This window comes from Pseudomonas sp. B6002, assembly GCF_013385985.1.
In the GTDB taxonomy this organism is placed as follows: Bacteria; Pseudomonadota; Gammaproteobacteria; order Pseudomonadales; family Pseudomonadaceae; genus Aquipseudomonas.
The window spans coordinates 499792-526147 of sequence record NZ_JACAOY010000006.1 but is presented as its reverse complement, the minus strand read 5'-3'; the positions used below and the strand labels follow the sequence as shown (position 1 = coordinate 526147).

Below are 26356 nucleotides of genomic sequence, written 5' to 3'. Positions count from 1 at the left end.
GGGACAAGCCCGCTCGCCACAACAAGCAACTGCCTGCCACAAAAGGCTCCTTCACCCTGGAGTATTCCGCATGGTTCCAAGCGTCACCGCAGCATACGCGTTACTCAGCGCCGACGAACGCGCCGCCATCGCCGAAATCGAAGCCACCACCAATATTCTTCACCTGGTCACCCGCCTGACCGGGATGCGCTTTGCCGGGATTGCCAAGTTCACCGACCTGGAATGGGTGGTGTGCTCGGTCTACGACCCGATGCAAATGGGCATCAATGTGCATGACGTGCTCGACCTGGAAACCACCCTGTGCAGTGAGTTCTGCATCAACCCTCAGGCGCTGTTTATCCCCGAGATCAGCAAGAACGGGCGCTTTGCCACGCGCCCGGTGGTCAAGCAATTTGAAATCGAAAGCTACGCCGGGGCGCCGATCTTCCTGCCCGATGGCCGGCTATACGGTGCACTGTGCGCCCTGGACTCGCGGGCGATGCTGTTTGACGACCCCAACCTGCCGGAAACCCTGAGCCTGTTCGCACGGCTGGTGGGCTGCATTTTCTTCGCCAACCTGGCGGACGGCCGCTAGGCGCTAGCGGAAGAAATGGCTCGGCGTCTTGCCAAACTGTTTCTTGAACATGCTGGTAAACGCGCTGGGGCTTTCGTAGCCCAGCTCCAGGGCGATATCGATCACCTTTTCCCCCACCGCAATGCGTTCCAGTGCCAGCAGCAACCTGGCCTGTTGGCGCCATTGGCCAAAGGTCATGCCGGTTTCCTTACGGAACAGGCGCTGGATGGTTTTCTGGTCCAGGTTCAGGCGCTCGCTCCAGTGCGCCACGGTGGAGGCGTCGCCCGGCTCTTCCTGCAACGCCACGCAGATACGCTGCAGGCGCGGGTCCGCCGGTTGCGGCAAGGACAGCGGCAAGGCCGGCAACATGGCGAGTTCGTCGAGGATCAGGTGCATGATCCGCGCATCTCGCGAATCCTCGGCGTAGGGTGGCTTCAAGCTCACCGAGGCCTTGATCAGCTCGCTCAGCAGCGGCGAGATGCTTACCGTCTTCGGCTCGCCCGGCATGTTCGGGAAGCGATCCGGGCGCACAAACACGCTGCGCATCTTCAACGTGCCTACGCAACGCAGGGAATGCACTTGCCCGGCCGGCATCCAGATGCCACGGTTGGGCGGCACCGTCCACTGGTTCAACGCCGAGTACACCACCATCACGCCTTCGATGGCGTACAGCAGTTGGTGCTTCTCATGGCTGTGGTCGGGGATCACCCAGTTTTCCGGGTAGTCCGTGGCGGAACTGATGACAGCCCAGTCGCCTTCGTTGATTTCCTGGAGGAATTCGTTGAGTGGTTTGATCATTTCGCCCTTTTTGCGATGGTTGTCGCCCGAATTACGCGAGACAGGCATTCCTGACGAATCTAGCATGAACGCCGAATCATTTTGTAACGGATGGCGACCGTAAGCAGTCGCCGCCTTTGATTAGCTGCCTTGTATGGAATGCCCGCATGTCGACCCTCACTGCGTCACCCGCCGCCGCAACCACGACACCCCAAGCCAGCCCCTTGGTCATGCGCATCCTCGGCGCCTGCGCCCTGGCGCACTTGATCAATGACCTGATCCAGGCCGTGCTGCCGTCGATCTACCCGATGCTCAAGGCCAACTACGGCCTGACATTCACCCAGGTGGGCCTGATCACCCTGACCTTCCAGCTGACCGCGTCCCTGCTGCAACCGTGGATCGGCTACCACACCGACCGCCATCCCAAACCGTGGCTGTTGCCCGCGGGCATGGTCTGCACGCTGATTGGCATCCTGATGCTGGCGTTTGTCGGCACCTTCCCGGCGATTTTGCTGGCAGCGGGCCTGGTGGGCGTCGGCTCCTCGACCTTCCACCCGGAAACCTCGCGTGTCGCACGCCTCGCGTCTGGCGGTCGCTATGGCCTGGCGCAATCGACGTTCCAGGTCGGCGGCAACACCGGCAGTGCCTTTGGCCCGTTGCTGGCGGCGGCGATCATCATCCCTTACGGCCAAAGCCACATCGCCTGGTTCGGCTTGTTTGCGGTGTTCGCGATCCTGGTGCTGTACGGCCTGAGCCGCTGGTACCGCAACCACCTCAACCTGTTCAAGCTCAAGGCCGGCGGTAAAGCGACCCACGGTCTGTCCAAAGGCCGCGTGACCTTTGCCCTGATCGTGCTGGCTGTGCTGGTGTTCTCCAAGTACTGGTACATGACCAGCCTCACCAGCTACTTCACGTTCTACCTGATCGAGAAATTCCAGCTGTCGGTTGCCAGCTCGCAGATGTACCTGTTCCTGTTCCTCGGCGCCGTGGCCGTCGGCACGTTCGCGGGCGGCCCGATTGGCGACAAGATCGGGCGCAAGAAAGTCATCTGGTTCTCGATCCTTGGCGCCGCGCCGTTCACCCTGGCGTTGCCCTACGTCGACCTGTTCTGGACGGCGGTGTTGAGCGTGGTGATCGGCTTTATCATCGCCTCGGCCTTCTCGGCCATCGTGGTGTACGCCCAGGAACTGGTGCCGGGCAACGTGGGCATGATCGCCGGGATCTTCTTCGGCCTGATGTTCGGCTTCAGCGGGATTGGTGCCGCGCTGCTCGGTTTGCTCGCCGATACCCACGGTATCGAGTACGTCTATAAACTGTGCTCGTTCCTGCCGTTGGTGGGCATCCTGACGGTCTTGCTGCCCTCGACCAAGGGCGCCTGACCGGCCGATTATCGGATGGCTGTATGCCATCACGAAAGTTGCTCTGAAAAACCTGCGTGTGCGCTTACAATCCCGGTTTAAACGCACACCAGGCAGATCCGGCAAGACATGACGCTCGACCCCCCTACGATTTTGGCCCTCACCGTGGCCCTGGCCGCCGCTGCCGCGCTGTACCTGGCCATTGAATGGCGCAGTGTGCGCGAACCCTCGTTGCTTTACTGGAGCGCCGGGTTCGCCACCATCACTGTCGGTTCCACCCTCGCCCTGTTGCGCCTCAATGGCTACCTGATGATTGGCATCTGGTTCGCCAACGGCTTGCTGGTGACCGCACACTTCCTGTTCTTGCTCGGCGTGGCGCGCTTTACCCAGACGCGCCTGTCGCCCCTGTGGCTGCTGATGCTGGCGGTGTGGCTGGGCATGCTGATGCTGCCGGCGGACCCGTCGTGGTCCAAGGTCATGCTGGGGGTGCAGTCGTTGCTGGTGGCGCTGCCCACCCTGCGCGCCAGTTTCCTGCTGCGCCCCCATGGCAAGTCCCTGAGCATCGGCGCGGTGCAGTTGCGCTTCGTCTTGCTGATTCACGGCGCGTTTTATGTGGCCAAGGCGCTGTCGGTACTGATCCCGGGCACTTTGATTGATTTGGCCGCGTTCAAGGGCGAGATCATCCAGATTTCCCTGGTGGAAGGCGCGATGGCAATCATGCTGATCGCGCTGTCGATGACCGGCTCCGAACGCTACCGCCGCGAACAGCAGATCGCTCAACTCGCCGCCCGCGACCCACTCACGGCGCTGTACAACCGTCGCGCCCTGGACGTGCATGCGCCGCCCCTGCTGGCCCAGGTTGCGCCGGCACAACCAGGCGCGCTGCTGCTGATCGATATCGACAATTTCAAGTCGGTCAACGACCTCTACGGCCATGTGGCCGGCGACCGCCTGCTGATCGCCTTGAGCGAAATGATCCGCGCCGTCGTGCCCCAGGGTTCATTGGCTGCCCGGTTGGGTGGCGATGAATTCGTGATCTTGCTGCACCAGGCGTCGACACAACAGATCGTCGAACTGGGCAGTGGCCTGCGCGACCAGTTCCAGCAGCTGGCCGCGCAGTCCTTCACCACCCCGGCGCCGGTAACCCTGAGCATCGGCGCCAACCTGTTCGACCAGCCACCGGCCAGCCTTACGGCCCTGATCGAACAAGGCGACACCGCGCTGTACGAAACCAAGCGCGGTGGCCGCGACAGCATCCGCCTGGTGGACCGCACAGGCTCACGCTCGGCGACGTCCAATGCCTTCTGACGGCCCAATCAGGAAGTGAACCCGACGCCGATAAGGGATATGCGCAAGCGACCAGGTTTGAATTCACTGTAGGCGCCGGCTTGCCGACGATGGCGGTGAGTCACGCGACATCTCTGTTGGCAGTGCCGCCGCTATCGCTGGCAAGCCAGCTCCTACAGGGGAGCTTCGTCGTTGCACGAACCCCTGTGGGAGCTGTCGAGCNNGGCGGTGGGTCAGGCGACATCTTTGTTGGCAGTGCCGCCGCTATCGCTGGCAAGCCAGCTCCTACAGGGGAGCGGCGTACAGTCATAGGTCGTAGTTGACCGCCACACTGCGCCCGGTCTTCACCGATTCGAGCGCGCAATCGGCCAAGTGCAACGCATACAGGCCATCACGCACGCTTGTGGGCAACGGGTTGCCGCTGTTCAGCGCATCGATGAACTGCGTCAGCTCATTGCGGTAGGCATCGGCGTACCGCTCCAGGAAAAAGTGCTGCAACGGCTCCAGCGCCTCGGTGTGTTCGGCACTCCAATGGCGCAAGGTGCTGGGCCGGTGGTTGTCGGTGAGCAGTACGCCGCTGGCCCCCGACACTTCCACCCGCTGGTCATAGCCATACACCGCCTGGCGGCAGCAATTGATGTGGCATTGCTTGCCGGAGGCGGTGCGCAACAGCACCATCACGCTGTCGTAATCGTCGATCTCGGCCAGGCTCGGGTCCACCAGGCGGCTGGCGATGGCGCTGACCTCCACCGGTTCTTCGCCGAGCAGGTGGCGAGCGGTGTCGAAGTCGTGGATGGTCATGTCGCGCAGGATGCCACCAGAGTGTTCCAGGTAGTCACGCGGCGCCAGCCCGGGGTCGCGGCTGGTGATGATCACCTGGCGTACCGCGCCGATCTGCCCCGCATCCAGGGCCTGGCGCAGGCGCAGCATGTCGGGGTCGAAACGCCGGTTGAAGCCAAGCATCACCCGCCCACCCTGACGCTCGACAGCCTGGGCGGCGCTGCGGGCCTTGGCGATGTCCAGGTCGATGGGTTTTTCGCAAAGCACCGCCTTGCCTTCGGCCACCGCCGCCAGCAACAGGTCGATATGGGTGTCGGTGGGCGTGCCGATCACCACCGCGTCGATGTCCTTGCGGGTCAGCACCGCCGCGCAATCGTAAGCGGCTTCGCAGCCCAACTGCGTGCTCAGCGCATCGACGCCTTCGCGCCAGGGGTCGGCCACCAGCACCAGCGTGGCATTCGGGTGGGCGGCGACGTTGGCGGCGTGGATCTTGGCGATGCGCCCGGCACCCAGAACGGCGATTCTCAGCATGGTCGAACTCCTGATGTTGTTATTGAGGGAGTGCTTAGTCCGGCAAATTGAACGGCGTGACGATCTGCACCTGGGACGGCGCAATCGGCCCGGCCTTCCACAGCCGGTGGTATTGCAGGATGTGCAGGAACACGCTGCGGGCATCGATCTGCAGATTGTGGTCGATGATCGCGGCGACTTTTTCTTCGAGCAGCAACTGGCGGTTCTCTTCGTCAAGGTCGTGGCCGATAAACACCTCCAACGGCCGCTCCAGCGCGGCGAACGCATCGACAATCGCCCGGTTGCCACCGCCCACGCTGTACACCGCCTTCAAGTCAGGGTTGAGTTTCAAGGCCTGGGTGACGCGCTCGAACGTGCGGTCATACACGCCGTAGCCACCGCTGATATCCATGACCCGCAGGTGCGCAGCACGGCCGCGCAGCCAGGCACGAAAGCCCATCTCGCGCTCTTCTTCGCCGCGGAACAATTCACTGCCGATCACCACGGCCACGTCCTGGGGTTGCACCGGCAGCCAGCGCGACATCAGGTAAGCGGCGGTCTGCCCCGCCGTGCGGTTGTCCATGCCTACGTAGCCGATGCGCTCGCTTTGCGGCAGGTCAGTCACCAGCGTCACCACCGGAATACCCGCCGCGATCAGTTGCTTGACCGCCTGGTTCACCGCCGGCTCATCGGCGGCCTTGAGCACCACGCCCTGGCTGCCGGTGTCGAGGCAGCGCAGCAGCTGGTCATGCATGGCCTGGGGTTCGATCTCTTCGAACAGGTGGAAACGCGGTGCGATGCGAAACGGCGCCAGGCTGGCCAGCTGCGCGACGATGGCCGCCTGCACCGCCGCGCTGAAACGCTGGGGCGTGTGCATGATCACGTCGACATGGAACGTACGCCCCACCGCCAGGCCGTTTTTCTCCTGGGCCTCCAACTCATCCAGGGCCTGCTCGATACGCCGCCGCGTCTGCCCGTGCACGCTGCCGCGCTGGTGCAACACACGGTCGACCGTGGCTTTGCTCACACCCGCCTGGGTGGCGAGCTGCTTGATGGAGAAGTGTTTGGCGCGTTCGAGCATGGGGTTGGCCTGAGGTGTTTTTGAGGTCTTTTTTGGGCATTACTGAGGTTTCGCAATGCTAGTCTCAGTTTTGCCCGCCGTCGAGCCGGGCGATGCACAACAACAAAAATTCCAGGAGAACCCCATGCCCCACACCGATCTCGCCACCTCGTTCAGCGGCCAATACTTTGTCGTCACCGGCAGCACCCAGGGCCTCGGCGCTGCGGTGGCCCATACCCTGGCGCAGCGCGGCGCTGCCGGGCTGATCCTGTGCGGTCGCCGCCGCGCCCAGGGCGAAGAACAGGTGCGGCAACTGGCGCAGCTCGATTGCCAGGCGTTTTTTGTCGAGGCCGACCTGGAAAACGTCGAGGACTGCCGCGCGATCATCGAGGCTGCGCGCACTCACTTCGGCACCTTGCATGGCCTGGTGAACTGCGCCGGGATGTCCGACCGCGGCACCATCCTCGACACCTCGCCCGAACTGTTCGAGCGCCTGTTTGCAGTGAACGTGCGGGCGCCGTTTTTCCTGATGCAAGAAGCGTTGAAGCTGATGATCAGCACCGGCGTGGAAGGCGCCGTGGTGAATATCCAGAGCGTCACCGGCCACGGCGGGCAATCGTTCTTGAGCGCCTACGCGGCGTCCAAGGGCGCGCTGGCGATCCTGACCAAGAACGTCGCGTTCAGTGCCCTGCGCAACCGTATCCGGGTGAATGGCCTGAACATCGGCTGGATGGACACGCCCCACGAGGATGAGATCCAGCGCCAGTACCACGGCGCCGAGGACGGCTGGCTGGAAAAGGCCGAAGGCGCACAGCCCTTCGGCCGCCTGCTCAAACCCGAGGAAGTGGCGCAAAGCGTGGCGTTTTTGCTGTCCCGGGAGTCGGGCATGATGACCGGCGCGGTGATCGACCTGGAGCAAGGCGTGGTCGGGTGCACCGACAGCAGCACCCCGCAACCGCACCAGGCCCTGAGCCTGTCGGGAGGTGTGTGATGTCGGCGTTTGTCACAGGCAACGCCGTGCAACTGGCGGATTTCAGCCGCGTCTGCGCGCAACGCGCCACCCAGGATGATTACCCGCTGTGCGCTGAGGTGCTGAGCAATGTGCCGATCTATCAGGCGCGCAGCCTGCGTCACACCGACCGCCTGACGGTGATGAATGAACTGCATCGCCTGTTTCGCGATGGCCCGGGCGTGATGGTGGTACGCGGCGCCTACGAAGACCTTGAGGTGGTCGACCGCCATAGCCAGGTGTTCGAGGCGATCTTTGCCAATGAGACCGCGCAAGGTGTGGCCGCCGACCACTTCGCCAAGGCGGGCAGCAACGGGCGTATCTGGAACTCCCTGCAAAAGGCTGCGTTGCAGTCGCCTGAATCGTTTGTCGAGTATTACGCCAACCCACTGTTGGGGCTGATTGCCGAGGCGTGGCTGGGCCCGAGCTTTCAGGTCACCGCGCAGGTCAACGTGGTGCATCCCGGCGGCCAGGCGCAGCAGCCCCATCGCGACTATCACCTGGGTTTCCAGACCAACGACGTGGTGGAGCGCTTCCCCCTGCCCCTGCACCTGTTGTCCCAATACTTGACGCTGCAAGGCGCGGTGGCCCATTCGGACATGCCGCTGGAAACCGGCCCCACCCAGTTGCTGCCGTTTTCCCAGCAGTACGCCCTGGGCTACCTGGCGTGGCGGCGTGCGGAATTCATCGACTACTTCCAGCAACACGCCGTGCAACTGCCGCTGAACAAGGGCGACCTGCTGTTCTTCAACCCGGCGCTGTTCCACGCGGCCGGCACCAACCGCACGCCCGACCGCCAGCGCATGGCCAACCTGCTGCAAATCTCCTCGGCGTTCGGCAAACCCATGGAAGCCCTCGACCGCGACCGCATGATGCTGGCGGTGTACCCGGTGCTGCTGGCAAACACCGCGCTGGATGCCAGCGCCGTAGAGGCCGTGATCGCCTGCACCGCCGACGGTTACTCATTCCCCACCAACCTCGACACCGACCCGCCCCTGCACGGGCTGGCCCCACAAACCGGGCAGCAACTGATGGTGCAGGCCCTCAACGAACGCTGGCCACTGGCACACTTTGCCGCTGCCGCGGAGCAGCTGCGCGCCAAACGCCAGGCGTGAATCACTCTGTTTTAACAACAACAAAAAATAACGGAGCACCCCCATGAAGAAGCAAGTCCTTGCGGCACTCTTTACCCTGGCGATCACCCCGTGGGCGCTGGCGGATATACGGATCGGCGTGAGCATCGCTCAGGTCGACGATGTGTTCCTCGCGCAGATGCGTGACTACATGGCAGCCCACGCCAAGGAACTGCCCGGCGTGACCCTGCAATTCGAAGACGCCCAGGGCGATGTGGTGCGCCAGCTCAACCAGGTGCAAAACTTCACCGCCCAGGGTATGGACGCGATTATCGTCAACGCCGTGGACACCGCCGCCACGCAGAAGATGACCGTCAATGCCCAGCAGGCCAAGACGCCGCTGGTGTACGTCAACCGCCGCCCGGAGTTCAAGGACGTGCCGGCTGGCGTGGGGTATGTCGGCTCCGACGAGATCAAGGCCGGTGAGATCCAGATGCGCTACCTGGCGGAAAAAATGGGCGGCAAGGGCAACCTTGCGATCATGCTCGGGCTGCTGTCCAACAACGCCACCCACAACCGCACCCAGGGCGTGAAGAACGTGCTCAAGGAGTACCCGGGCATCAAGATCGTCGAGGAACAAAGCGCCGAGTGGCAGCGCAGCAAGGCGATCGACCTGATGAACAACTGGATCGTCTCGGGCACCAGGATTGATGCGGTTGCCGCGAACGCGGATGAAATGGCGATTGGCGCGGCCATGGCGATCAGCCAGGCGGGCATGCAACCGGGCAAGGACATCCTGGTCGCCGGCAGCGACGGCGGCGCCGCCGGGTTGGATGCCGTGAAAAAAGGCCTGTTGCTGGTAACGGCGTACCAGGACAACAAGGGCCAGGCCGTGGGCGCCATCGACCTGGCGGTGAAGATGGTGAAGAAACAACCCTACACCGCTGAACTGACCATCCCTTACCAGCAGATCACCAAGGACAACTACCAGGCCTTCCTCAACCCATAATCCCCCCAGCCCCCCTGTAGGAGCTGGCTTGTCGAATCGTCGCACCGCAGCGATGGCGATCCGTCAGTTAAATAACCATTGCCTGACAGACCGCTATCGCCGGCAAGCCGGCTCCTACAGTGAATCAACGATGCACACTCCAAGGCCGAACAGGCAGGCCACACCCAGCCCATACGCTAGCGTACGCCAGGGCTGCCACCCCATCAGATAGGTCACTGTGTGCGCCACGCGCGCCAGGGTGAAACCGCCGCACAGCCAGAAGAAGGCGACGCTGTCATCCCCCAACACCACACATAACCCACCCAACACAAAAAACAGCGGGATATTCTCCAGATCATTCGCCCAAGCCCTCGCCGCCCGGGCAACCTGGGGCAGTTCTTCTGGCTGGGCCGCACGCTTGAAGAACGCCGCGTCTTCCCGATGGGTAAACGCCAAGCCCCGTAACCGGAAGTACCCCTGGTAGCAGGAAATCGCAAACATCTTCAGGCACAGCACCAGCACACACAGCGCATACACCTTCAGCAGGTCATTCATCGCGGCCTCCATTCACCACCAGATACAACAGCGGCCCCACCGAAACGAACACCGCCGTCAGCGCAAAGTACGGCACCACCGACGCCACCGAGCGCCCACGCCGGCGGGCATCCTGGTACATCCACACACAGGCCATCACAGCCATCAGGTAAAGGTCGATGACCACCTGGGCGGTGTCGGGCCGTGACATCAGTTCCAGCCCGAACGCCAGCAGCGATTGCTGCGCCGTCAGCATCGTGGTCAGGGTGTACAGCGAAAAACCGAGCAATGCGGCGAGGGCGAGATAAGGTCTGCGCATGGCGTCTTCCTTGAAGTGATCGAGGCCCACCCTAGTGATAAGGTGACGGCCCTCGCAATGACCTCGGAGGTCATCAAACCCTTATGGACACGCCTACGCCTGCCGGTGAACTGCTGCGCCAGTTGCGCCGCAACGCCAAGCTCAGCCAGCTGGACCTGGCCCTGATCACCGGTGTTTCCCAACGCCACCTCAGTTGCATCGAAACCGGGCGTGCCAAGCCCAGCCCTGGCACCCTGCACCGGGTGTTGACGGCCCTGGATGCACCGCTGGAACACGCCAATCGGGTGTTCTTTGCCGCCGGCTACGCCCCGCGTTACGCGGCCACCCCGCTCGCCTCGCCCGCCATGGCGGCGGTACGTGAAGCAGTCCACCACGTGTTGCATGCCAACAACCCCGCTCCGGCGATTTTGCTGGGCAGCCACTGGGAAGTGCTGGCGGCGAATGCCAGTGCTGGGGTGCTGTTCGGGCTGGTCGGCCTGCAAGCGGACGCGGCCGATGGCTTGAACCTGCTCACCACCCTGCTGCAACCGAGTGGCCTGGGCGACCACCTGATCAATGCCGAGGAGATCCGCACCCTCGCCTGGCAACGAGCAACCCGCGAAGCACTGGGCAACCCCGAACTGGCGGCCTTGCTGGCCACCTTGCCGGTGCCCGACAGCACCGAGCTGCCCGCGCAAATGCCGCCGTTGGTGCTCACACGCATCCGCTCAAGCCAGGGCGAGCTGAACTTCCTGTCGACCTTCACCACCTTTGGCATGCCCCAGGACATCACCCTGACCTCGCTGCGAATCGAACACCTGATTCCCGCCGACGAGTACACCTGGCAGGTCATGCGCGCGGCCTATGCCGACCATGCGGCGCTGGTTTTGTGAAATATCTGTACGTAGACTGCCGCCATACCTCCCACTTGAAGGCGGCGAAAAAAACGTGATGCAAGTTACCGAAGTCTCCATTGCCCAATTGCGCGCTGCGCTGGAAACCGGCCAGACCACTGCCGTTGAACTGGTCCAGGCGTACCTGGCGCGGATCGATGCCTACGATGGCCCGCAGACCGCGACCGCACTGAACGCCGTGGTGGTGCGCAACCCCCAGGCCCTGGAAGAAGCCCGGGCCTCCGACGCGCGCCGGGCCAAGGGTGAAACCCTCGGGCCCTTGGATGGCATCCCGTATACCGCCAAAGACAGCTACCTGATCAAGGGCCTCACAGCCGCTTCGGGCAGCCCGGCATTTGCCAGGCTCACAGCCCATCGTGACGCCTTCACCATTGAACGCCTGCGCGCCGGTGGCGCCATCTGCCTGGGCAAGACCAACATGCCGCCGATGGCCAATGGCGGCATGCAGCGTGGCGTCTATGGCCGCGCCGAAAGCCCGTATAACGCCAATTACCTCACCGCACCATTTGCCTCCGGCTCCTCGAATGGCGCCGGCACCGCCACCGCCGCCAGCTTTGCCGCGTTCGGCCTGGCTGAAGAAACCTGGTCCAGCGGTCGCGGCCCGGCCTCCAACAATGGCCTGTGCGCCTACACCCCTTCCCGTGGGGTGATTTCGGTGCGCGGCAACTGGCCGCTGACGCCGACCATGGACGTGGTGGTGCCCTACGCCCGCACCATGGCCGACCTGCTGGAAGTGCTCGACGTGGTGGTGGCCGAAGACCCGGACACCCGTGGCGACCTCTGGCGCCTGCAGCCTTGGGTGCCGATCCCGAGCGTGGCCTCGGTGCGCCCGGCGTCCTATGCTGAATTGGCCGCTGGCAGCGCCGCCCTGGCCGGCAAGCGTTTCGGCGTGCCGCGCATGTACATCAATGCTGACCCTGAGGCTGGCACCAGCGAAAAGCCCGGGATTGGCGGGCCAACCGGGCAAAAGATCAACACCCGCGCCTCTGTGATTGCGTTGTGGCAAGCCGCACGCCAGGCGCTGGAAGCGGCCGGCGCCGAAGTGATCGAGGTGGATTTCCCGTTGGTGTCCAACTGCGAAGGCGACCGCCCTGGCGCGCCAACGGTGTTCACCCGTGGCCTGGTGTCCAAGGAGTTCCTGCACGATGAGCTGTGGGAGCTGTCGGCCTGGGCCTTCGATGATTTCCTGCGCGCCAACGGCGACCCGACCTTGAACCGCCTGGCGGATGTGGACGGGCCGAAGATCTTCCCTCACGACCCGGGCACCCTGCCCAACCGTGAAGACGACCTGGCCGCAGGCATGGACGAATACGTACGCATGGCCCAGCGCGGCATCACCCCGTGGAATGAAATCAGCACCGTGCCGGACGGTTTGCGCGGCTTGGAACAAACCCGCCGCCTGGACCTGGAAGACTGGATGGACACCCTGGGGCTGGACGCCGTGCTGTTCCCCACCGTGGCCGACGTGGGCCCGGCCGACGCCGACGTCAACGAAGCCTCCGCCGACATCGCCTGGAGCAACGGCATCTGGGTGGCCAACGGCAACCTCGCGATCCGCCACCTGGGCGTGCCGACCGTCACCGTTCCGATGGGCGTGATGGCGGACATTGGCATGCCGGTGGGCCTGACGTTTGCGGGGCGTGCCTATGACGATTCCACCTTGCTGCGCCTTGCGGCCGCCTATGAAGCCACCGGCAGCAAACGCCAGATCCCACCCCGCACCCCGGCGCTGATCACGGACTAAACACGGTCCCTGTAGGAGCCGGCTTGCCGGCGATTGCGGTCAGCCTGATTCACCGCCATCGCTGGCAAGCCAGCTCCTACAGTTGGATCGGGTTTCGCCTCAAGCCATGTACGGCACGGCGATCAGCAAGATTGCCGTGCCATGGGCCACGGTGGCGGGCAGCACGCCGTAGCGCAGGCGCACCAGCGCGCAGGCCAGGCCTTCAATCAGGGTAAAGGCCAAGATCGGCCAGCCCAGCTGGGTCACGCTCAACGCCAGGAATGCATGGCAGGCCGCAAAGGCTACGCCGCTGATCAACGCCGCCCGCAGGGGTGAGACCTGTTGTTCCAGATAACCCTGCAAGCACCCGCGAAACAGCACTTCTTCCAATGCATTGGCGCCATAGGCCAACACCACCATGCCCGGCAACCACACCCAGTAGCCGTGGAAGTCAGCGGCGTCGATCCCCTGATAAATCCGCAACGGCACGCCAATCAAGCCACCCACCGCCAACCCGACCGCCAGGCCGGTAAACGGGTTGCCAATGGACCAGCGAATCAGCCGCCACAGGTCCGGCGCCGCGCGCGGCAGCAGCAGGATCAACATCACCGACAAACCGCCCAGCGCCGCCAACACAAACGCATTGGCGGTGAACGCGATCTGCACCTCGCTGCTCAACCGCCACATACCCAGGGGCGTCATTGCGTCGCGCATCAGCACAAACGCCGCGAGCAAAATCAGCATACGCATTGCGGCCAGCGCCCTGGGCGTGAGCGCGAACCACAGGCCAAACAACGCCAGCCCCGGGGCCAGGTGAACGGCGTACCGCACCAGCACCACCATTCCTTCGGTGATCATCCCTTATCAATCCTTCGGGTCAGTCGTGGGCAATGGCGAGCATTTCGATCTCGACGGCGGCCGATTTTGGTAACTGGAACACGCCGACCGAAGTACGCGTATGCACCCCGGCCTCGCCGAGGATTTCATGCAGCAGGTCCGAGGCGCCATTGGCCACTTCACTTTGCTGGTCGAAGTCTTCGGCACTGCGCACATACACACCAATGCGTGGTATCGCCTTGACTCGGTCGAGGGAACCCAAGGCCTGCTGGAGCAAGCCCAGGCAGCGCAGCGCGCTGATACCGGCGGCCACCTGCGCCTGGGCCAGGGTCAGGCTTTCACCGACCTTGCCCGGCAGCACAATCGTGTCGCCGACACGGGGGATCTGGCCGCTGATGTACAGGTGGTTGCCGTCGCGCACCAACGGCGTGTAGTTGCCACCGACCTTGAACGCTTCCAGCAGATAGCCGATACGCTGCTGGGCGGCCTGGTATTTTTCGTCGCGTGTCATGGGCGTGCCTCCGGGTTTCGACGTTGCCATTCTTGCACCACATCGCCCAGAGTCTTGGGCTGGCCGTTGCGAATCCAGGCCATGAATGCCCGGTCGAATTTGAACGCAGGGCCGCAGTGTTCAAGCATGAAGCGGCGAACGTTCTGGGTGTTTTTATAGCGCGGGGTCACGGGGGTGGCGCGGGTGATGGAACCGCTGTGCCAGTCAAAATCCATTCTGTCCCTCGAAGTGGTTTGTTATTTGGGCCATAGCATAGCGATGTGCTACTGGTGCAGGAAGCCGCACGCACTGCACGTCTGAAGATCTCAACGTGTTGGGACGTCGTACAAGATCAAACTTCGCTTAGAACAGCTTATCGCTGAATATTTTCGAGATATTTCAAAATTTCACTTTCCTTCTCGCCGGTAAATATTGCATGGTTGTACGACGACTTAAGCCAGTCGTGTCACCCCCACAACAATAAGGAAACACCCATGCAAAACGTCAAAGTGCTGATCGGTTTTCTGTGCCTGTTCACCGGCTACGTCGCAGCAGCGCCTGCCCCAGCCGAAAAGGATGTGGCCCAAGCGGTCGACCAACTGACCCAAGCCATGCTGCACCTGGACCTCAAGCAACTGCACGCGCTGACTTCCGACAAACTCACCTATGGCCACTCCAGCGGCAAGGTGCAGAACAAGGCGCAATTCATCGCCGACCTGGAAACCCACACCAGCGCCTTCAAGACCCTTGAAATGCAGAACCAGACCATCACCCTGGATGGCGACACCGCCCTCGTACGCAACCACTTCCACGCCCTGGCAGTGAACAGCGGCGTCGAAGTGCCGACCGACATCGACAACTTCCAGGTCTGGCAGAAACAGAAAGGCAAATGGCTGCTGATCGGCCGTCAGGCTTACAAATACTGAGGCCTGAGGGTGAGCCGCGCTCGACGGCTCACCACACCACCACTTTACGCACCGCCAGCAACGCTTCACGCAGCGACGGCATCGTGACCGAGCCCAACGCCAGGCGCAACGCATGGGGCACCGTCGCCGACACCGCAAACGGCTCGGCAGTGGACACCGAGATGTTTTCCCGTTGTAGCGCCATGGTGATCTGATCGGCGCGCATCTCTTCCGCCAGCGGTAGCCATAAAAAGTACGACGATGGATGGCTGATGTAATCCACCCCCTTCAACGCCTGCGCCGCCAGCGCTTGCCGTGCCTGAGCGTCCTGGCGCTTTTGGGCTTCCAACTGCGCGACGGTACCGTCTTCGATCCAGCCCACGGCAATCGCACTCATCACCCCCGGCACGTTCCAGGTTGTGGCCATGATGGTGCGTTCCAACCCCTTCACCAGCGCTGAAGGCGCAGCGATAAAACCGACCCGCAACCCCGTGGCAACGCTTTTGGAAAACCCACCGATATACACCGTGCGCTCGGGGGCCAGCGTCGCCATCGGCGGCGGTGCATCCTCTGCCAGGAAGGCGTAAGCCGCGTCTTCGATGATCATCAACGCGTGCTCACGGGCAATCGCCGCCAACCGTTCGCGCTGCTCCAGGCTCATCACCCAGCCCAGCGGGTTGTGCAAAGTCGGGATGCTGTAGACCGCCCGCACCGGGCGCTTGCGACACAGGCTGTGCAGATGGTCCAGGTCCGGGCCGTTGGGCGTCACCGCGATGGCGACGATTTCCAGGTGCAGGGTTTCGGCCAGCACCTTGAACCCGGAATACGTCAAGGCGTCGACCGCGATCACATCCCCAGGCTTGAGCAACGTCATCATCGCCACTGCCAAGCCATGCTGGGCGCCACTGACCACCAGCACCTGCTCGGCCTCCACCGCCAGCCCACGGCTCAACAAATGGCGCGCCACGGCCGCGCGCTCATGCAGACGGCCGGCATGGGGTTGGTATCGCAACAGGGCTTCCAGGTCACCGGAGAGTGCCAATTGGCGCAACGCGGTGCGCAACAGATCCGCCTGGCCCGGCAACGAGGGGTAGTTGAAGTTGAGGTCGAGCATGCCGGTGGCCAGGGTCATCTGCCCACTGCCCTGCCCTGGCGGCAAGGCGATTTCACGCACGAAGGTGCCACGCCCGGTTTCACCGCTGACCAGGCCCATGGCTTCCAATTCCGTGTACACCCGGCTGGCGGTGACCAATGCCAGGCCGTGGTCGGCAGCCAATTGGCGATGGGTAGGCAGGCGCGTGCCAGGGGGCATTTCGCCGGAGCGAATGCGCTGGGCAAAGGCGTCGACCAAGGACTTGTAGCGAGCGCGAGGCATGGGCGATGTATCCATGACAATTTTTTGATTGTCTTTATCTTCAATCCTAGGATGAGCGCCACGCAACCTTTCTTTTTCGGGCCTCTTCCCATGGAACGTACTTCGCGACTCAGCACCCTGGACACCAGTACCCAGGGTTGGATCAACGGCTTTATCGGCGTGGTGATTTTCAGCGGCTCATTGCCGGCCACGCGCCTGGCGGTAATGGAGTTCGACCCGGTGTTCCTGACCATGATCCGCGCCACGCTCGCCGCCGTCCTGGGGTTGCTGTTGTTGAAGGCCTTCAAGGAAAAACGCCCCGCACGCCACCAGTGGGTACCCCTGGCAGTGGTGGCCCTGGGCGTGGTGATCGGCTTTCCGCTGCTCACGGCCTTGGCGCTGCAATACGTGACCTCGGCGCACTCCATCGTGTTTATCGGCCTGCTGCCGTTGGCCACTGCCATTTTCGGCGTGCTGCGCGGTGGCGAGCGCCCGCGTCCGGTGTTCTGGCTGTTTTCGATTCTGGGCAGTGCGCTGGTGATGGGCTACGCCTTGGCCCAAGGCCTGAGCGCGGCACCGGCCGGCGACCTGTTGATGCTGCTGGCGGTGCTGGTGTGCGGCCTGGGTTACGCCGAAGGCGCCAAGCTGTCGCGCAGCCTGGGTGGCTGGCAAGTGATCTGTTGGGCACTGGTGGTTTCGCTGCCGGTGGTGGTGCCGTTCAGCCTGGTGCTGGCACCGCACAGCCTCACCGGCATCAGCCTGCCGGCCTGGCTCAGCCTGGGTTACGTGTCGTTGTTCAGCATGCTGATCGGCTTTGTGTTCTGGTACCGCGGCCTGGCCCAGGGTGGCATTGCCGCGGTTGGCCAGTTGCAGTTGCTGCAACCCTTCTTTGGCCTGGCGCTGGCCGCCGGCCTGCTGCATGAGCAGGTCAGCCTGGGCATGGTGCTGGTGACGGTTGCGGTGATCGGCTGCGTGGCCGGGGCCAAGAAGTTTGCGCGCTAGCGCTGGGGCGCAACCATCTTGAACTTGATGTTGATGGCGTCGGACACCACGCTGTTGCCCGCCCATTCACCCTCGCCGATCTTGAAGTCGCCGCGCTTGAGCACAAACTCACCGTCGAATACGCCGATACCGCTCTGCTCCTTGAGCAGCACATCGATATCCACCGGCTGGGTGATGCCCTTGATCGTCAGGTTGCCGCTGATCTTGAAGCGGTTGTCGCCCAGCGCTTTGACCGCGGTGGACTCGTAGACACCCACCGGGTAGGTCGCGGTGTCGAACCACGAGGCGCGTTGCAACTCGTCATTGGCATCGGGGCTGCCGGCGTCGATGCTGGCCAGCTGGATCTTCAGCAACGCGTGCCCCGCCTCGGGCTTTTGCGTGTCGAACGTCAACGTGCCTTCGAACTGGCTGAAGGTGCCGTACACCCGCTGGCCGAACTGCTGGAAGGTGAAGCTGATCTGGCTGGCGGTGCGGTTGACGTCCTGGTACTCCACGGCCTGGGCACTGGACAACCAACCGAAGACAAGAGCCAGCAGGACGACTGGGGCCATTCGACGCATCAGGGAACACTCCGCAAGAGAAAAGGACACACGTGCTGAGCTAACACGCCATGGCACGGATTTATTCCCATCCGGCGTGTGTCCTGCTAAACAGAGTAGTCGCCCCAGAAAGATAAGGACTTCCCATGCACACCCCTTCCCTGCAGGACATTACCGCCCCCGAAGGCATTTGCTACGGCTGCGGCGGCAGTAACCCGCACGGCCTGCACATCAAGAGCCGTTGGGATGCCGACGGCGTCCACGTGATCGCCGAGCACCTGCCGCAGGATCAATTCACCGGTTGGCCCGACCTGGTCTACGGCGGCCTGATCGCCATGCTGGTGGACTGCCATTCCAACTGGACTGCCATGGCCTACCACTACCGCGCCGAGGGGCGTGAGCCCGGCAGTTTGCCGCGCATCGACTGCGTGACCGGCAACCTGGGCATCAAATTCATCAAGCCGACACCCATGGGCGTCACCCTGACCTTGCGCGCCCGCGTCGAAGGCGATGTAGGGCGCAAGAGCCGCGTGGTCTGCGAGGTGTACGCCGGCGACGTGCTGACGGCCATTGGCGATTCGGTGTTCGTGCGCGTCGACACCGGGCAATTGGCAGCCGCCGCCCATGGCCGCGAAGGTTGAACCTGGTCTACATTGACGGCCACCGCTAATCGAGGATTGCACCGATGACTCGTCTTACCGCGAAAGACTTTGCCCCCGAATTGCTGGAACTCTACGACGGCTACGCCCACGGCAAGATCAACCGCCGTGAATTTCTCGACCGCGCCGCGCTGTTCACCTTTGGCGGTCTCACCGCCTCGGCCCTGCTCGCCGCCCTGAGTCCCAACTACGCCCTGGCCGAACAGGTGAAGTTCACCGACCCGGACATCGTCGCCGACTACATCACCTACCCCTCGCCCAAGGGCAACGGCACGGTGCGCGGCTACCTGGTGCGCCCGGCCAAAGCCAGCGGCAAGCTGCCGGCCGTGGTGGTAGTGCATGAAAATCGCGGCCTGAACCCGTATATCGAAGACGTCGCCCGACGCCTGGCCAAGGCCGGATTCATCGCCCTGGCGCCGGACGGCCTGACCTCGGTGGGCGGCTACCCGGGCAACGATGAAAAAGGCGTGGAGCTGCAACAAAAAGTCGACCCCGAAAAGCTGATGAACGATTTTTTCGCCGCCATCGAATGGCTGATGCATCACGACAGCAGCACCGGCAAGGTCGGCATCACCGGCTTTTGCTATGGCGGCGGCGTGACCAATGCGGCGGCAGTGGCCTACCCGGAACTCGGCGCTGCGGTGTCGTTCTACGGGCGCCAGCCAGAGGCCAAGGACGTGCCGCGCATCAAGGCGCCAATCATGTTGCACTACGGCGAGTTGGATACGCGAATCAATGAAGGCTGGCCGGCGTATGAGAAGGCGTTGAAGGCGGCGGGCACGACGTACGAGGCGTTTATCTACAAGGGGGCCAACCATGGCTTCCATAACGACTCGACGCCGCGGTATGACGAAGCGGCGGCGAACCTGGCGTGGGAACGCACTTTGGGCTGGTTCCGCAAATACCTGGCTTGAACTCACAACCTGTAGGAGCCGGCTTGCCGGCGATGGCGGTGTGTCAGGCAGACCGCGATCGCCGGCAAACCGGCTCCTACAGGTGGAGTTAGGTCAGTGTTCCAAGGCATACCGCCGGCAATGGTTGAGATACCCCTGCTCATGGCTGCCCACCAACTGCACCACGCTGGTCCATAACCACGACGGCGCATCCAGCTGTTTGGAGCGGTTTTCCTGCAACACCGCCATCCAGTCCTTGCGCGTGTCACGGTCCATCTGCCGGGCATGGGCAATGCCGACCACACGCGCCAGGTAACCGGCCGCGTGCATGGCATCAATCTCGCTCAGCTCGTCCAGCTCCAGTTTCATGTCCTGGGGCAGCAGCTCGCGGATGAAAAAACCGTGGTCCAGAAACCGCGTCGCCACCATCCGTTCACCCAGCCCGGGGGACAGCTGGCGGGCGCCCTCCACCACGCGACGGCCGTTATCCCGGGGCATCTTTGCGCGCGGGGCACGGGGCGCAGCGGCGCCGACGGCTTCCTTGATATCGATCAGGCAATATTCCTGGTCGTCCTTGTCACCCACACCCAGCAACGCGGCATAACGCAACAGGCCGAGGGAGCTGCAGCCCTTGACCCAATAGGCTGAGTCCAGCAGTTCGACCTTGGCGTCCTTGGGGCGGCCTTTGAGTGAAGTGACCAACTGATGGATCTCGTCCGAAGCACACACGCTGGCCAGCGCGCTTTTTTCTGCCCGCGACAACGACCAGAAATGCTTGCCCAGCGGAATCGTCGGCCGGGCATTTTCGATGCGTTCACGCGCCAGGTTTTTCCAGGTGCGTTCTACCGCACTGCGCATGCCCGCCTTGACCTGGGACGGGCGCGGTGGCACTTCATCAGGCTTGTCTTTGAAAGCCTGCTCGTAGCCCACCATCATTTCTTCAAGCATGCGTGCGGTGGTCACACCGGGCAGGTCCGAGCCACGCGCCGCCGTGGCCAATGAGAGCGCCAGGCGCACCAGGTCATGGGCCGGGTTACCGATCACGGTCTGGTCAAGGTCGCGGATATGCATGTCGATGCGGCCCTTGGTATCGCCGGTCGGCCCCAGGTTGCCGGCGTGGCAATCGCCGCAGATCCAGATCGCCGGGCCGTGGGGCAAGCGCCGGCCGCGCTGGCTGTGCAGCCATTCATAGAACTGCACGGTGCTGCCACGCACGTAGGCGTGGGCGGAACGGGCCATTTTCAGGTTACGGAGTTGAGTGAGGTGAGGGATGCGGGCGGAGGGGCGCGGACTTTTCATGAATGCACTCAGGTCGGGGTACGGTAGAGGTTAGCCCGTCATGAATGTTTCATTTTGTTTCAAGAATAAAATTTCATGCCGGCCCGATGACTTCCGTCAGCCAGCCCTTGAACGCCGACATCGCCGGCGTCTCCGCCCGTGATTGCAAACGCGTCAGCCAGTAGCTGCCGGTAGTGATGCCGACGTCGAAAGGCTGGCGGATCGCATCGTTTGCCAACTGCCGCGAGAACATCATCGCTGGCGCGAGGGCCACGCCGATGCCTTGCAGAGCAGCTTCCATCATCGCCAGGGAGGAGTCGAACACGATACTGCGCGGCACCAGGGTATCGGCGGGCAAGCCGGCGGCCTGGAACCATTGGGTCCACTCATCGGCACGGTAGGAGCGCAACAGCGTATGTTTCAACAGGTCGGCGGGCGTGTGCAGTTGCTCGGCCAGTTGGGGCACACACAGCACGGTCAGCGGCGCTTCGAGCAACTGGCAGGCGTCCGTGCCGTGCCAGGCACCGGCACCGAAACGGATCGCGTAGTCCAAACCTTCGGCGGCGACGTCGACGCGGTTGTTGTGGGTCGACAAGCGCAGGTCGATAAAGGGGTAGCGCGCCTGGAAATCCCCCAGGCGTGGCAGCAGCCAGCCCACGGTAAAGGTGCCGACGGCGCCCACGGTGAGCACTTCGCGGTAGTGGCCGCCTTCGAACTGGCTGAGGGTCTGGGCGATACGGTCGAAGGACTCGCGCACCACCGGCAGCAAGGTCTCGCCTTCGCTGGTCAGCATCAAGCCCCGAGGCAGGCGCTTGAACAGGGTGACATTCAGCTGCGCCTCCAGGCTCTTGACCTGATGGCTGACCGCGGCCTGGGTGACGCACAACTCGATGGCCGCCCGGGTGAAGCTCAAATGCCGGGCGGAGGCCTCGAAGGCGCGCAAGGCGTTGAGGGGAAGATGGGAACGCAGCATGCCTGACCCAAAATTAACTAATGGCTGGGGCGAGATATGATCGTTTGTCCGAAGCCGCCGAACTGCCTACATTTGCCACGCCCGCGCAGGCTATCCATTCAATCGATCACTCTCATGGAAGCGATATCATGCCTCACTCTTTACTGTCTGGAGTGCGTAATTTCACCGCACTGGCACTCTTTATCGGCGCGGGCCAGTGCCTGGCCGCGAGCGACCTGCGCGCCGTGGTGGACGCCAGCGTCAAACCGCTGATGCAGCAGCAGTCTATTCCGGGCCTTGTCGTCGGCGTGGTACAGGACGGCAAGGCACAATACTTTAACTACGGTGTCGCCTCCAAGGACGCCAGGCAGCCGGTCAGCGAAAACACCCTGTTCGAGATTGGCTCGGTGAGCAAGACCTTCACCGCCACCCTCGCCGGCTATGCCGTGGCCACTGGCAAGCTCGACCTGGCGGCCCCGGCCAGCCAATACCTGCCCGCCTTGAAGGGCGACACGTTCGACCATATCAGCGTGCTCCAACTCGGCACCTACACCGCCGGCGGCCTGCCCCTGCAGTTTCCGGCAGAGGCCGACAACACCCAACGCATGATCAGCTACTACCAGCACTGGAAACCCGATTTCGCCCCGGGCACCCATCGCTTGTACTCCAACCCCAGCCTGGGCCTGTTCGGCCACCTGGCCGCGCAAAGCCTCAAGCAGCCGTTCGATCAGTTGATGGAAAAAACCCTGCTTCCCCAACTGGGCCTGAAACACACCTTCATCCAGGTGCCGGCCAGCCAGATGAAGCTGTACGCCCAAGGCTATGGCAACGATGGCAAGCCGGTACGTGTCGGCCCCGGCGCGATGGACAGCGAAGCCTACGGCGTGAAGACCAGCGCTGCTGACTTGCTCAAATACGTGGAAGTGAACATGAACCCCGAGGGCCTGGCCAAGCCGTTGCAGCAAGCCATCGCGGCCACGCACACCGGTTACTACACCGTAGACGGCATGACCCAGGGGCTGGGCTGGGAGATGTACCCCTACCCCATCAAGCTCGACGCGCTGCTCGCGGGTAACTCGACACCCATGGCCCGGGAACCGCACACGGTCAACTGGCTGACCCCGCCACAGGCGCCGCACGCGGATACGCTGGTGAATAAAACCGGCTCCACCAATGGCTTTGGCGCCTACGTGGCCTACGTGCCCAGCAAAGGCCTGGGCGTGGTGATCCTGGCGAACAAGAACTACCCGAATGGGGAGCGGGTTAAGGTGGCCCATGCGATCTTGAGCGCACTCGACCACTAACGTCGAACAACAACCAAATGTGGGAGCCGGGCTTGCCCGCGATGGCGGTGTGTCAGTCAATACATCAGGCGACTGATACACCGCCATCGCGGGCAAGCCCGGCTCCCACATTGTTTGGGGTATGGGTTACATGCCCAGCCAGTGCGGAAGCGCCAGCGAGATGAACGGCAGGTAGGTCACCATAATCAGGAACACCAGCAAGATCATCAGCCACGGCAGCGCCGCGCGGATGGTCTGCCCCAGGCTCAGCCCGGTCACGGCCGACGTCACGAACAGGTTCAACCCCACCGGTGGGTGCACCAGCCCAATCTCCATGTTCACCACCATCACAATGCCCAGGTGAATCGGGTCGATGCCCAGCTTCATCGCAATCGGGAAGAAGATTGGTGCCAGGATCAGCACGATGGCGGACGGTTCCATGAAGCTGCCCGCCACCAGCAGCACCACATTGACCATGATCAGGAAGCCAATCGGTGTCAGCCCTTCGGAGATCACCCACGCGGTGATTTCCTGGGGGATCTGCTCAGTGGTCAGCACATGGGCAAACAGCATGGCGTTGGCGATGATGAACATCAGCATGATCGCCAGGCGCCCGGACTCCAGCAGCACCTTGGGGCAATCACGGAACTTCATGTCCTTGTAGATGAACAAGGCCACGAACGCCGAGTACACCGCTGCCACGGCCGCCGCTTCGGTCGGGGTGAACATGCCGCTGTAGATACCGCCAAGGATGATCACCAACAGCAACAAGCCCCAGAATGCGCGGCGTGCGCAGGTCAGCCACTCGCGCAAGGTCGCCCGTGGCTGGGCCGGCAGTTTCTTGATGCGCGCGACAATGTAGATCGCCACCATCAGCATCAAGCCCAGCAACAGCCCCGGGATGACGCCCGCCATAAACAGCTTGCCCACCGAGGTCTCGGTGGCCGCCGAGTACACCACCATCACGATCGACGGCGGAATCAGGATGCCTAAAGTACCGGCGTTACAGATGATCCCCGCGCCGAACTCCTTCGGGTAACCGGAACGCACCATGCCCGCCACCGCAATCGAGCCCACGGCTGCCACCGTGGCCGGCGATGAACCGGACAGCGCCGCAAACAGCATGCACGCCAGCACCGCCGCAATCGCCAGGCCACCGCGAATGTGCCCGACACAGGCGTTGGCAAAGTCGATCAGCCGCTGCGCCACGCCGCCGGTGGTCATGAACGCACCGGACAGCAGGAAGAACGGAATCGCCAGGAAGGTATAGGCGTCAGAGGTTTCAAACAGCTTGATCGCCAGGGAACTCACCGAGTCCTGGCTGAACATCAGGATCGATACCGCGCCGGACAACCCGAGGGAAATCGCAATTGGCACGCCGAGGAACATGAACACAAACAACAGCAGAAACAGACAGAGCACGGCCATCAGTGACGCTCCTCATGGCTGCCGGCCAACTTGCTGGCCTCACCGGCTTCATCGGCCAGCCCCAACCCGACCTGACGGTGGGTGAAGATGCGGTAGAAAATTTCCAGGTAGCGGATGAACACCATGGCAAAACCGATGGGCACGATCACCACGATGTCGCCGACGTCGACGCCGTACTGGTCGAGGTCTTCGGCGCCGATGTGGGCGGTCATCACGGCGCTGACCCACTTGTAGCTGGCGAGCATGAACAGCCCGGCATAGGCCAGGCAGCACAGGCACGCGAGCATGCCGAGGATGCGTTGCACCGGGCGTTTGGTCAGCTTGACCAGGGCGTCCACCCCCAGGTGGCCGGCGGTGCGCACGCCGTAGGAAATGCCAAAGAAAATCAGCCAGCCGAACATGGCCTTGGTCAGTGCCACGCTCCAGGTCATGTCCTGGGCCCAGGTCATGGTGCCGTCGCCCAGGGCGTTGAAGAAGCCGCTGCTGAACGCCCACTTGTCAGCCAGGGCAAAGAACAGCGTGTAGATGTTGTTGAGCATGACGTAGACGAACGTCACCAGGGTCATGGCGGCCAGCAGAAAGGCGATAAAGCCTTCCTCCAGGTGCTCCCAGACGCGCCTTAGGGTTTGCATGGCAAAACCTCGCAAAAGGACGGGAATTCGGATGGCTTGTGTAGGAGCCGGCTTGCCGGCGATGAGGCCCTTGAGCCTTGCGGCCGCCATCGCCAGCAAGCCGGCTCCTACAGGGTTATTGGGGCTGGTTGGAGGCGTCCGCCGCCTTGATCAGGTCAGCGCCGATCTCACCCTCGAACTTCTGCCACACCGGGCGCATGGCTTCGCGCCAGAGCTGGCGTTGCTCGGGGGTCAGCTCGATGATTTCGCTGGTCTTGGCGTCGATGATCTTCTGCTTGGCCGACTGGTTCAGCGCTTCGGCCTGTTTGTTCACCTCGACGGTGACCTCGACCATGATCTGCTCCAGGGTGGTGCGGATATCCGGTGGCAGGCCGTTCCAGAACTTGGCGTTGGTGATCACCATGTAGTCGATCAGGCCATGGTTGGATTCGGTGAAGTACTTCTGCACCTCGTTGACCTTCTGGCTTTCATAGTTCGACCAAGTGTTCTCGGTGCCATTCACGGTGCCGGTCTGCAAGCCTTGGTACACCTCGGCAAAGCTCATCTTGCGCGGGTTGGCGCGGATCGCCTTGAACTGTTCTTCGAGCACGCTGGAGGCCTGAACGCGGAACTTCAGGCCACGGGCATCCTTGGGTTCATGCAGGGCCTTGTTCGACGACAGTTGCTTGAGGCCATTGTGCCAATAGGCCAGGCCGAGGATGTTCTTGTCCTGCATGGAGGTCAGCAGGGCCTTGCCCTGGGCCGCCTGGAAGCGGTCGACCGCCGCCAGGTCGTTGAACAGGAACGGCAAGTCGTAGATCTGCACTTGCTTGGTGTATTGCTCGAACTTGGCCAGGGACGGCGCCAGCATCTGCACATCCCCCAGCAGCAGCGCTTCCATTTCCTTGCCATCGCCGAACAACGACGAGTTGGGGTACACCTCGACCTTCACCCGGCCCGGCAGGCGCTCTTCCGCGAGCTTTTTGAACAGCAGCGCACCCTGGCCTTTAGGGGTGTTTTCGGCGACCACGTGGGCGAACTTGATGACAATCGGGTCCGCCGCCTGGGCCAGGCCCGCGGCAAACAAGGTGGCGGCGCACAGCAGCGCCCGGGAAAGCTTGAGCATGGGAAATCACCTTCTTATTGTTGTGTTGTAGGGCAAGGTGCCTGATGTGGCGCGTGTAGTGAATTTCGATTTTTTGATACCTGCGTTCGGCCTGGCCGAACGCAGATCCGAGGCGCAACATCAATCCAATGTGGG

General features: G+C 62.9%; 28 protein-coding genes. 13 read left to right on the top strand and 15 right to left on the bottom strand.

Annotated elements, in window-relative coordinates; translation table 11 throughout:
* Positions 1-70: 70 nt before the first annotated feature.
* On the top strand, positions 71-574 hold the full coding sequence (locus HX792_RS09620) for a GAF domain-containing protein (protein ID WP_176995849.1): 504 nt from the start codon (positions 71-73) through the stop codon (positions 572-574).
* 3 nt (positions 575-577) lie between these two features.
* Here the strand turns inward: HX792_RS09620 and HX792_RS09615 are convergent, their stop codons facing one another.
* Entirely contained in the window at positions 578-1399 is an 822-nt protein-coding gene (locus HX792_RS09615; RefSeq protein ID WP_176995848.1) for a helix-turn-helix domain-containing protein, read from the bottom strand.
* A 98-nt stretch (positions 1400-1497) separates the two neighbouring features.
* Between HX792_RS09615 and HX792_RS09610 the strand changes: the two genes are divergently transcribed.
* Positions 1498-2709, top strand: coding sequence for an MFS transporter (locus HX792_RS09610; protein ID WP_176995847.1), 1212 nt, complete (start codon positions 1498-1500; stop codon positions 2707-2709).
* Positions 2710-2817: 108 nt separating this feature from the next.
* Positions 2818-3996 carry a GGDEF domain-containing protein gene (locus HX792_RS09605; protein ID WP_176995846.1) on the top strand — a complete coding sequence of 393 codons (1179 nt, stop codon included), beginning with the start codon at positions 2818-2820 and terminating at the stop codon, positions 3994-3996.
* 285 nt (positions 3997-4281) lie between these two features.
* Here the strand turns inward: HX792_RS09605 and iolG are convergent, their stop codons facing one another.
* A complete protein-coding gene (gene iolG / locus HX792_RS09600) occupies positions 4282-5286 on the bottom strand; it encodes an inositol 2-dehydrogenase (protein ID WP_176995845.1) in 1005 nt (334 codons plus the stop codon).
* 34 nt (positions 5287-5320) lie between these two features.
* Positions 5321-6346, bottom strand: a complete 1026-nt coding sequence (locus HX792_RS09595) for a LacI family DNA-binding transcriptional regulator (protein ID WP_176995844.1) — start codon at positions 6344-6346, stop codon at positions 5321-5323.
* 124 nt (positions 6347-6470) lie between these two features.
* Here HX792_RS09595 and HX792_RS09590 point away from each other — a divergent pair, with 124 nt between their 5' ends.
* The 3 genes from HX792_RS09590 to HX792_RS09580 are packed head-to-tail and all read left to right on the top strand — an operon-like array spanning position 6471 to position 9416.
* Entirely contained in the window at positions 6471-7316 is an 846-nt protein-coding gene (locus HX792_RS09590) for an SDR family oxidoreductase (RefSeq protein WP_176995843.1), read from the top strand.
* Positions 7316-8449, top strand: a complete 1134-nt coding sequence (locus HX792_RS09585; RefSeq protein ID WP_176995842.1) for a phytanoyl-CoA dioxygenase family protein — start codon at positions 7316-7318, stop codon at positions 8447-8449. Before HX792_RS09590 ends, HX792_RS09585 begins: the two co-directional genes overlap by 1 nt.
* A gap of 43 nt (positions 8450-8492) precedes the next feature.
* Positions 8493-9416 carry a sugar ABC transporter substrate-binding protein gene (locus HX792_RS09580; RefSeq protein ID WP_176995841.1) on the top strand — a complete coding sequence of 308 codons (924 nt, stop codon included), beginning with the start codon at positions 8493-8495 and terminating at the stop codon, positions 9414-9416.
* 114 nt (positions 9417-9530) lie between these two features.
* On the opposite strand, the gene HX792_RS09575 is transcribed toward HX792_RS09580, so the two are convergent.
* Positions 9531-9950 (bottom strand): MAPEG family protein, encoded by a 420-nt coding sequence (locus HX792_RS09575; protein WP_176995840.1) that lies wholly within the window; start codon positions 9948-9950, stop codon positions 9531-9533.
* Positions 9943-10248 (bottom strand): DUF2834 domain-containing protein, encoded by a 306-nt coding sequence (locus tag HX792_RS09570; protein WP_176995839.1) that lies wholly within the window; start codon positions 10246-10248, stop codon positions 9943-9945. Before HX792_RS09570 ends, HX792_RS09575 begins: the two co-directional genes overlap by 8 nt.
* 83 nt (positions 10249-10331) lie before the next feature.
* On the opposite strand from HX792_RS09570, the gene HX792_RS09565 reads away from it, so the two are divergent.
* Complete coding sequence (locus tag HX792_RS09565; RefSeq protein WP_176995838.1) at positions 10332-11120, top strand: helix-turn-helix domain-containing protein; 789 nt, start codon at positions 10332-10334, stop codon at positions 11118-11120.
* Between the two features lie 55 nt (positions 11121-11175).
* A complete protein-coding gene (locus HX792_RS09560; protein WP_176995837.1) occupies positions 11176-12885 on the top strand; it encodes an amidase in 1710 nt (569 codons plus the stop codon).
* A gap of 99 nt (positions 12886-12984) precedes the next feature.
* Here the strand turns inward: HX792_RS09560 and HX792_RS09555 are convergent, their stop codons facing one another.
* From HX792_RS09555 to HX792_RS09545, 3 genes are read right to left on the bottom strand one after another with little or no spacing between them, the layout of a single operon-like run.
* A complete protein-coding gene (locus HX792_RS09555) occupies positions 12985-13722 on the bottom strand; it encodes a CPBP family intramembrane glutamic endopeptidase (protein ID WP_176995836.1) in 738 nt (245 codons plus the stop codon).
* A gap of 19 nt (positions 13723-13741) precedes the next feature.
* Positions 13742-14212, bottom strand: a complete 471-nt coding sequence (locus HX792_RS09550) for a RidA family protein (RefSeq protein WP_176995835.1) — start codon at positions 14210-14212, stop codon at positions 13742-13744.
* Positions 14209-14427 carry a DUF6434 domain-containing protein gene (locus HX792_RS09545; protein WP_176995834.1) on the bottom strand — a complete coding sequence of 73 codons (219 nt, stop codon included), beginning with the start codon at positions 14425-14427 and terminating at the stop codon, positions 14209-14211. Before HX792_RS09545 ends, HX792_RS09550 begins: the two co-directional genes overlap by 4 nt.
* A 258-nt stretch (positions 14428-14685) precedes the next feature.
* On the opposite strand from HX792_RS09545, the gene HX792_RS09540 reads away from it, so the two are divergent.
* On the top strand, positions 14686-15117 hold the full coding sequence (locus HX792_RS09540) for a nuclear transport factor 2 family protein (RefSeq protein ID WP_176995833.1): 432 nt from the start codon (positions 14686-14688) through the stop codon (positions 15115-15117).
* 28 nt (positions 15118-15145) lie between these two features.
* Here HX792_RS09540 and HX792_RS09535 read toward each other — a convergent pair whose 3' ends face one another.
* Positions 15146-16471, bottom strand: coding sequence for a PLP-dependent aminotransferase family protein (locus HX792_RS09535; RefSeq protein ID WP_176995832.1), 1326 nt, complete (start codon positions 16469-16471; stop codon positions 15146-15148).
* Between the two features lie 90 nt (positions 16472-16561).
* Here HX792_RS09535 and HX792_RS09530 point away from each other — a divergent pair, with 90 nt between their 5' ends.
* Positions 16562-17452, top strand: a complete 891-nt coding sequence (locus tag HX792_RS09530; protein ID WP_176995831.1) for a DMT family transporter — start codon at positions 16562-16564, stop codon at positions 17450-17452.
* Here the strand turns inward: HX792_RS09530 and HX792_RS09525 are convergent.
* Positions 17449-18003, bottom strand: a complete 555-nt coding sequence (locus HX792_RS09525; protein WP_176995830.1) for a YceI family protein — start codon at positions 18001-18003, stop codon at positions 17449-17451. The genes HX792_RS09530 and HX792_RS09525 overlap by 4 nt on opposite strands.
* 134 nt (positions 18004-18137) lie before the next feature.
* Here HX792_RS09525 and HX792_RS09520 point away from each other — a divergent pair, with 134 nt between their 5' ends.
* Positions 18138-18632: a PaaI family thioesterase gene (locus HX792_RS09520; RefSeq protein ID WP_176995829.1), complete on the top strand. Its 495-nt coding sequence runs from the start codon at positions 18138-18140 to the stop codon at positions 18630-18632.
* A 44-nt stretch (positions 18633-18676) separates the two neighbouring features.
* On the top strand, positions 18677-19564 hold the full coding sequence (yghX, locus tag HX792_RS09515) for a YghX family hydrolase (RefSeq protein ID WP_176995828.1): 888 nt from the start codon (positions 18677-18679) through the stop codon (positions 19562-19564).
* A gap of 93 nt (positions 19565-19657) precedes the next feature.
* On the opposite strand, the gene HX792_RS09510 is transcribed toward yghX, so the two are convergent.
* Together HX792_RS09510 and HX792_RS09505 are read right to left on the bottom strand one after the other, a co-directional pair.
* A complete protein-coding gene (locus tag HX792_RS09510; protein ID WP_176995827.1) occupies positions 19658-20842 on the bottom strand; it encodes a DUF2252 domain-containing protein in 1185 nt (394 codons plus the stop codon).
* Positions 20843-20915: 73 nt separating this feature from the next.
* Positions 20916-21794, bottom strand: coding sequence for a LysR family transcriptional regulator (locus HX792_RS09505; RefSeq protein ID WP_176995826.1), 879 nt, complete (start codon positions 21792-21794; stop codon positions 20916-20918).
* 128 nt (positions 21795-21922) lie between these two features.
* Between HX792_RS09505 and ampC the strand changes: the two genes are divergently transcribed.
* The gene (gene ampC, locus HX792_RS09500; RefSeq protein WP_176995825.1) at positions 21923-23077 is read left to right on the top strand and encodes a class C beta-lactamase; all 1155 of its coding nucleotides are present in this window, start codon (positions 21923-21925) and stop codon (positions 23075-23077) included.
* A 126-nt stretch (positions 23078-23203) separates the two neighbouring features.
* Here the strand turns inward: ampC and dctM are convergent, their stop codons facing one another.
* The 3 genes from dctM to HX792_RS09485 form a co-directional block, all read right to left on the bottom strand.
* Complete coding sequence (gene dctM, locus HX792_RS09495; protein ID WP_176995824.1) at positions 23204-24484, bottom strand: C4-dicarboxylate TRAP transporter large permease protein DctM; 1281 nt, start codon at positions 24482-24484, stop codon at positions 23204-23206.
* Positions 24484-25116, bottom strand: a complete 633-nt coding sequence (locus HX792_RS09490; protein ID WP_176995823.1) for a TRAP transporter small permease — start codon at positions 25114-25116, stop codon at positions 24484-24486. Before HX792_RS09490 ends, dctM begins: the two co-directional genes overlap by 1 nt.
* A gap of 115 nt (positions 25117-25231) precedes the next feature.
* Entirely contained in the window at positions 25232-26221 is a 990-nt protein-coding gene (locus HX792_RS09485) for a TRAP transporter substrate-binding protein (protein WP_176995822.1), read from the bottom strand.
* Between the last annotated feature and the right edge of the window lie 135 nt (positions 26222-26356).